Origin of the sequence: Bradyrhizobium sp. SHOUNA76 (assembly GCF_023006445.1) — a bacterium.
Taxonomy (GTDB): domain Bacteria; phylum Pseudomonadota; class Alphaproteobacteria; order Rhizobiales; family Xanthobacteraceae; genus Bradyrhizobium.
Genome location: NZ_JALBHA010000325.1, coordinates 1 through 7541 on the forward strand (window position 1 = coordinate 1; position 7541 = coordinate 7541).

Here is a 7541-nt window from a genome sequence, read left to right on the forward strand (position 1 = left end):
CGCGCGACCTTCCGGATGTGGCGGGCGAGCCGCGCCCGGGCGCGTCAGGAGGGCCGGCGGTTCAGCCTGCTCGGCCGCTTCTCGCCCTTTCGCCACCTCACCCATCTCACCTGAGGCGCGCAGCCGAGCCCCTCTGGTTCGGCCGGAATTCCGGATGGATGCAACGAACGACTCACCATTCCGGACAATCGCGGGCGATCCCGCTGGCTTCCATGAGCCGGCTCAGGTTTCCTCATCGCCCGGGCCATATCCGGGTAAGCGCGGCTGATGCGGTCGCGATCAGATATTTGCGAACCTAACCAGACCAGGTGGAGACCAACAGGATCGGAGGAACCGAGGGGGACTGAGCAGACCGGCGATATCGTCGCCGTTGCAATCGTTCCCCCGATTCACTTCCGGTCGTGACGCTTCTCAGACCACGTAGAAACCTCAGGCTGCTTTTCCAAAACAGGACTAGTCATGATCAGGGAATTGATGTCCTCACGCCGCTTTGCGCCACTGTTCTGGGCGCAATTTTTCTCGGCGCTCAATGACAACGTGCTCAAGAACGCACTCGTCATCATCCTGCTTTACAGTGCCGCGACCGGCCACGGCGATGCGCTGGTGACGGTGGCGGGCGCCGTCTTCATCTTCCCCTACTTCATCCTGTCCGGGCTCGGCGGCCAGCTGGCCGACAAATACGTCAAATCCGTCGTCGCAAGGCGGCTCAAATTCGCCGAGATCTTCGCAGCCTGCTTTGCTGCCGCCGGCTTCTTCTTGCACTCGGTGCCGCTGCTGTTCGCAGCCCTCGCCCTGTTCGGCATCATCGCAGCCCTGTTCGGCCCGGTGAAATACTCAATGCTGCCGGATCAGCTCCAGCTCGGTGAGCTCGCGACCGGCAACGCGCTGGTCGAAGGCGCGACCTTCATGGCCATCCTGCTCGGCACCGTCGCCGGCGGCCAGTTCGTGGCCGGGTCCGCGCATATGGGCTGGGTCGCCTCGGCCGTGGTCGCGCTGGCGCTGTTGTCATGGGCTTTCGCCGCCCGCATTCCGCAGACAACGCCGTCCGCGCCTGACCTGCCCGTCGATGCCAATCCCTGGACCTCGACGGTGAGCCTGCTCAGGACGCTGCACGCTGACCATCGACTGTGGGACGGCACCGTCATCGTCTCCTGGTTCTGGCTGGTCGGCGCGATCGTGCTGTCGCTGCTGCCGGCTCTGGTGAAGGAGGTCGTCGGCGGCACCGAGGGCGTGGTGACACTGTGTCTTGCGATCTTCGCGATCGGCATCGCCATCGGCTCGCTGTTCGCCGCCAGCCTGAGCCACGTTCGTCCGAACCTCGCGCTGGTCCCGATCGGCGCCATCATCATGGGATGCTCTGGCCTCGATCTCGCATGGGCCATCGGCGTGACCGCCAAGGGGCAGGACATCACCGCGGCCGGTTTCGCAACGTCGTTCGCCGGCCTGCGCATGCTGGTCGATTTCGTCGCCTTCGCATTCGGCGGCGGCCTGTTCGTCGTTCCCTCTTTCGCCGCCGTCCAGGCCTGGTCGGCACCGTCGGAGCGCGCCCGCATCATCGCCGCCGGCAATGTGCTGCAGGCTGCCTTCATGGTGGTTGGCTCGCTGTTCGTCGCGTTGCTGCAGGCGGCTGGCCTTCATATCGGCTGGATCTTCTTCGGCCTCGGCCTCGCCAGCTTCGGCGCGGTGTGGTTTGTCCTGACCAAGTGGGGCAAGGAAGGCGTGCGCGACTTCGGCGGGCTGCTGTTCCGTGCGCTGTTCCGCACCGAAGTGCGTGGGCTCGAAAACCTGCCGCCTGCCGGCACCCGCATGCTGATCGCGCCCAACCATGTCAGCCTGATCGACGGCCCGCTGCTGCACGCCGTGCTGCCGATCGACGCGAGCTTCGCGGTCGATACCGGCATCGCCAAGGCCTGGTGGGCCAAGCCGTTCCTGCGCGTGGTCAAGCACTACACCATGGACCCGAGCAAGCCGCTGGCCGCGCGTGACCTGATCAAGCTCGTCGCCGCCGGCGAGCCCGTCGTGATCTTCCCCGAGGGACGCATCACCGTCTCGGGATCGCTGATGAAGGTCTATGACGGCACCGCGATGATCGCCGACAAGGCCGACGCCGTCGTGGTGCCGGTCCGCATCGAGGGCGCCCAGCGCTCGCATCTCAGCTACCTCAACTCCAGCCAGATCAAGCGCTCGTGGTTTCCGCGGGTGACGGTCACCATCCTGCCGCCCGTCAAGCTGCCGGTCGATGCGGCGCTGAAGGGCAAGGCGCGCCGCAACGCCGCGGGTGCCGCACTCCAGGATGTGATGATCGATGCGATGGTCAAGAACGCCATGCTCGACCACACGCTGTTCGAAGCCCTCGGACACGCCTATCGCGATCGCGACACCGGCAAGGTCATCATCGAGGATGCGCTTGGCACCAAGCTGACCTACCGCAAGCTGATCCTCGGCGCGCAGGTCCTGAGCCGCAAGCTCGAGAGCGGCACCGCCGTCGGCGAGAATGTCGGCGTGCTGCTGCCGAATTCCGCCGGCGTCGCCGTCGTCTTCATGGCGCTGCAGAATATCGGCCGGGTGCCGGCAATGCTCAACTTCTCGGCCGGTCCGGTCAACGTCCTCGCCGCCATGAAGGCCGCGCAAGTCAAGACCGTGCTGACCTCGAAGGCGTTCATCGAGAAGGGTAAGCTCGACAAGCTGATGACCGCAATCTCCGCAGAGGCGCGTGTCGTCTATCTCGAGGACGTCCGTGCCTCGATCGGCACAGCCGACAAGATCAAGGGTCTGCTCGCAGGCACGACGCCGCGTGTCACCCGCCAGGCCAACGATCCGGCCGTGGTGCTGTTCACCTCGGGCTCGGAAGGCACGCCCAAAGGCGTGGTGCTGTCCCACCGCAACATCCTCGCCAACGCGGCGCAGGCGCTGGCGCGGGTCGACGCCAACGCCAATGACAAGGTGTTCAACGTGCTGCCGGTGTTCCACTCCTTCGGGCTGACCGGCGGAATGATGATGCCGCTGCTGGCGGGCATTCCGATCTACATGTACCCCTCGCCGCTGCATTACCGGATCGTGCCCGAGCTGATCTACCAGACCGGCGCGACGATCCTGTTCGGCACCGATACGTTCCTCACCGGCTATGCGCGCTCGGCGCATGCCTACGACTTCCGCACGCTGCGCCTCGTGATCGCGGGCGCCGAAGCCGTCAAGGATCGCACCCGCCAGGTGTTCATGGAGCGCTACGGCATCCGTATCCTCGAAGGCTATGGCGTCACCGAGACGGCGCCGGTGCTGGCGATGAACACGCCGATGGCCAACCGCCCCGGCACCGTCGGCCGCCTGTCGCCGCTGATGGAAAGCCGCCTCGATCCGGTCCCCGGTATCGAGGAAGGTGGGCGCCTCTCCGTGCGCGGGCCAAACGTGATGCTCGGTTACCTCAAGGCCGAAAATCCCGGCGTACTCGAAGTGCTCGCCGAGGGCTGGCACGATACCGGCGACATCGTCGCGATCGACGCGGCCGGCTTCATCACCATCAAAGGCCGCGCCAAGCGCTTTGCCAAGATCGCCGGCGAAATGGTCTCGCTGTCCGCGGTCGAGAACATCGCGACGACACTGTGGCCGCAGGCCGCATCGGTCGCAGTGTCGATCCCCGACCCGCGCAAGGGCGAACGCATCGTGCTGCTGACGACGGAGAAGAACGCCGAGCGTAGCGCGATGCAGGGCCAGGCCAAGACGATCGGCGCGTCCGAGCTGACCGTTCCCGCCGCGATCATGGTGGTCGACAAGGTGCCGTTGCTCGGCACCGGCAAGACCGACTACGTCACCGCAACGACGATGGCGCGCGAGAAGGCATCCCCGCCGGAGCGCGAGGTGGCGTGAGGTTCACGACCGTCGCACCGGCCAACGCCGGTGCGACGGTCTCCTCACTTGAGCAGGAGATAGCGGACCGGGTTGTCGTCGCACTGACCCGCGCCGCACTCCAGCACGGTGGACAGGAGATTTGCGGCGACCAGCAACGCGAAAATCGCGAACACCGCGTTCGATGCTGCTCCGCCCAGCGGCGCGTCCTTGTCCCGCGCGCCAATCATGTCCTTCACCACGAAGACAAGCGCGACATAACAAACGATACCGACCGCGGCGATGAGCGCCCATGTGTAGAAATGCAGCCCGAATAGCGCCGAGCCGTATCCGGGATCGCCCGGCGCAAGATGCAGCGACACCTGCCGCATCGAGATGAATCCGGTAACTAGGCTGGACATCAGTATCATCGCGTAGTGTGACGGTCGCTCGCCGAGGCGCAGATTGAATAGAAACCCCATGCCAACCGCGATGAACCCGGCCCGCTGCAGCAGGCACAGCGGACAGGGCAATTCGCCAAGCGCAAGCTGATAGAAAAATGCGACTGCCAGGATCAACGAGATCCCGAGCAACCCGAGCAGATTCAGGACCGCGCCGACCGACTGCCGCCCGTTCATCTCTGTCGCTCTCATCTCGGCACCGTCAGAACGAGAACTTAAGGGGATCGGTCGCGTGGTGAAAGAACCAGGCGACGGTGACGACGACGGTCACGCTCCAGAGCCCATAGCCAAGTCCCGCGAGCGAACGCCAGACGCAGGCGCAGGCTGCGAGCGCCAGCAGGAACGGCAAAAACATGTACATGAGCCCAGGCTCCCGATCGATTCGCGCATCGCGCGAACGAGCCCAAGAGATACGTCAGCGCCGCGCGCCCCTCAAGACCCGGCTTCGCTGCGCCGCTCCTGCGCGTAACGCACTAGCGCCGCGAACCGATAGATGCCGTGCACGAACTTGCCATAGGGCATGGTGATGAACAGCGCGAACACGGCGCCGAGATGCAGCGCCAGCAGCGGGCCCATGGCAGAGGTCTCGCGCAGGAGCAGAAGCAGCATGCCGGTGAAGCCGGTCAGGAACAGCATGGCGATGAAGCCGACATCCATGCCGTAGCGGGACTCGTCGAGCAACGCAGGATCGCGCCGCATCTTGGCCATGAACAGGCCGATCGGTCCGACGATCAGACCGACGCCGCCGAGCGTGCCCAGTACCACCGGCAGGTCCCACCACGGATATGGCGCCTCGCGGCCGAGCAGATAATGATACAGCGTGGCGACCGAGGTCGCGGCAAAGCAGAGCAGGAAGCCGTAGAAGGTCAGGTGGTGATAAAGCTTGCGCCGGTCCGTCGGCTTGTCGTCCTCATTGTAGCAGCCGACGCCGCCGCCATGGAGATAGCGCAGCTCGCCGGCATCGCGGATCGCCCGAAAGACCGAAACGCCGTCGGCGCGGCCCCCGATCGGCGGACCGATGTCGCGCCAGAAGGCGCGCACGCTCAAGACGAGTGCGAGGGTCGCAAAAAGGAATGCGGCACTGAACAGCGCGGCCATCGCGTTGTGCGGCATCAGCCTGTAGAACGCGCCGGGACCGGTGTGCACGCCGAACAGCACGTTGCGGTCGTTCAAGGCGGCGAAGCCGAGAATGAAGGCTGCCATGCTGAGCGCGGCGACGATGCTGATAACGAGACCATTGCGCGCGAATGTGCCTGATAGCGCCCGCGGCCAGGCATAGGCCGCATAGGACTCGGCGCGCGCAATTGCCAGCGTCTTCGGAACGTTGACGTTGAACTCGTGCGGCGGCGAGAACTGGCAGTCGACGTAGCAGGCCCCGCAGGCATGGCAGAGGTTGGCGAGATAGTTGAGATCACCGTCGGAGAAGGCGCGGCGCATTTCCATCGCCGGAAACACCGCGCAGAGGCCCTCGCAATAGCGGCAGGAGTTGCAGACCGTCATCAGACGGTCGGCCTCGTCCAGGATTCTAGTTCCGTGCATGTCTCGCCGCTTCCCGTCCTGCGATCCGTCCGAACACGCTGCCGATGGTCATGCCCATGCCGGCGGCATAGCCCTTGCCGAGCACGTTGCCGGCCATGATCTCGCCGGCCGCGAACATGTTGGCCGACGGCTTGCCGTCAGCCATCAGCATGCGCGCCTCCTGGGTTACGCGCGTGCCGAGATAGGTGAAGGTGATGCCGGGCCGCACGGGATAGGCGAGGTAGGGCGGCGTTTCGATGCGCCGTGCCCAGTGCGTCTTGGGTGGCGTGATGCCATCGGTCACGCAGTCATCCAGAATTGTGTGATCGAAGGTGCCGGGCCGCACCGCGGCGTTGAACTCGGTGATTGTCTTTTCCAGCGCGGCCGGATCGAGCTCAAGCTTGCCGGCGAGCTCCGCGATGGTCTGCCCTGCAATCGGCGGGAACAGCGTCGGCATGAAACTGGTGACGACGGTGGAATCGAAGATGATGTAGGCGATCTGGTCTGGCTGCGCTGCGACCAGCCGGCCCCAGATCGCGTAGCGCTTCGGCCAGATGTCCTCGCCCTCGTCGTAGAAGCGCTGTGCGTGCTTGTTGACGACGATGCCGAACACGACGGAATCGTGCCGGGTGATGATGCCGCCGTCGAATCTCGGCGCGCGGGCGTCGATCGCGACCGCATGGCACTGAGTGGGATCGCCGACCTCCTGCACGCCCTTGTCGAGCAGCATCTTCAGGATCGAGCCGCGGTTATAGGGCGTGCCGCGGATCAGGAAATTGTCGGCGGCCTCGCCCCAATATTGCTTGAGCCATTCGATGTTGGCCTCGAACCCGCCGGCCGCCGCGACCAACGAGGTGGCGCGGATCTCGGTGGCGCCGTTGATCGGCCGCTTCAGGCGCGCTGCGAGGAACATGCCGTCCTCGATCACGAGATCAGTGACCTCGGCATCGTATTCGACCTCGACGCCGAGCCGTTCTGCGGTGAGATAGAGCGCGTTCAGCATCGCGCGGCCGCCGCCGAGGAAGAACGAGTTGGTGCGGCCGAGGCTGAGCGTGCCGCCCAGCGAGGGCTGCCAGCGCACGCCCTGCTCCACGATCCAGTTCAGGATGTCCTTGGACTCGCGGATCATGTGGCGCGCCAGCACTTCGTCGGTTTGCCCGCCGGTGACGCGCAGCAGGTCCTCCCAGAATTCCTCTTCGGTGTAAGGGCCGGTCAGGATTTCGGTCGCCGCGTCATGGGCGCAGCGCATGTTGCGGGTGTGCCGGGTGTTGCCGCCGCGATAGAACTTTGGCGCCCCCTCCAGCACCAGCACCGACGCTCCGCCGCGCCGCGCCGCGATCGCCGCGCAAAGCGCCGCGTTGCCGCCGCCGATCACCAGCACGTCGTATTTGCTACTCATGCCGTCATGCCCGATGCGACGAAGTTAGAGACATTCTGCCTGGTGGCGACGTCGGCCAGCCGGGTTCACCGTTGCGTACCTTTGTATACAAAGATATACGATGCTGACGCAAGCGCGTCTCTGCATGGGCAGGATGCGCCTCAAGGGGACAATGGCCAGACGTCCGGCAAAACTGGGGGAACCGATCGCGCGTGGCGCCGGCGTCGCGTTGGGCGAAGCCGTCTTCCGCTCGCTGTGCGAAGCGCTCCAGGCCGGCAGCTACCGCGCCGGCGACCGCCTGCGGGAGGAAGAGGTTGCCCAACGGCTAAAGGTCAGCCGCACACCGGTTCGCGAAGCGTTCG

General features: G+C 65.3%; 6 protein-coding genes. 2 read left to right on the top strand and 4 right to left on the bottom strand.

From position 1 onward, the window contains the following. Positions 1–459 precede the first annotated feature (459 nt). Positions 460–3864: an acyl-[ACP]--phospholipid O-acyltransferase gene (locus MOV74_RS26085; protein WP_246929227.1), complete on the top strand. Its 3405-nt coding sequence runs from the start codon at positions 460–462 to the stop codon at positions 3862–3864. Between the two features lie 44 nt (positions 3865–3908). Here MOV74_RS26085 and MOV74_RS26090 read toward each other — a convergent pair whose 3' ends face one another. From MOV74_RS26090 to tcuA, 4 genes are all read right to left on the bottom strand, one after another. Beyond that, positions 3909–4460 (bottom strand): disulfide bond formation protein B, encoded by a 552-nt coding sequence (locus MOV74_RS26090; RefSeq protein WP_246929228.1) that lies wholly within the window; start codon positions 4458–4460, stop codon positions 3909–3911. 25 nt (positions 4461–4485) lie between these two features. Beyond that, the gene (locus MOV74_RS26095) at positions 4486–4644 is read right to left on the bottom strand and encodes a DUF5993 family protein (RefSeq protein WP_246929229.1); all 159 of its coding nucleotides are present in this window, start codon (positions 4642–4644) and stop codon (positions 4486–4488) included. 71 nt (positions 4645–4715) lie between these two features. Next, positions 4716–5822 carry a tricarballylate utilization 4Fe-4S protein TcuB gene (tcuB, locus tag MOV74_RS26100; protein WP_246929230.1) on the bottom strand — a complete coding sequence of 369 codons (1107 nt, stop codon included), beginning with the start codon at positions 5820–5822 and terminating at the stop codon, positions 4716–4718. Continuing rightward, positions 5809–7200, bottom strand: coding sequence for an FAD-dependent tricarballylate dehydrogenase TcuA (tcuA, locus tag MOV74_RS26105; protein WP_246929231.1), 1392 nt, complete (start codon positions 7198–7200; stop codon positions 5809–5811). The genes tcuB and tcuA overlap by 14 nt, the downstream gene beginning before the upstream one ends. Positions 7201–7351: 151 nt before the next feature. On the opposite strand from tcuA, the gene MOV74_RS26110 reads away from it, so the two are divergent. Next, on the top strand, positions 7352–7541 hold a 190-nt coding region (locus tag MOV74_RS26110; protein ID WP_246929232.1), incomplete at its 3' end, for a GntR family transcriptional regulator.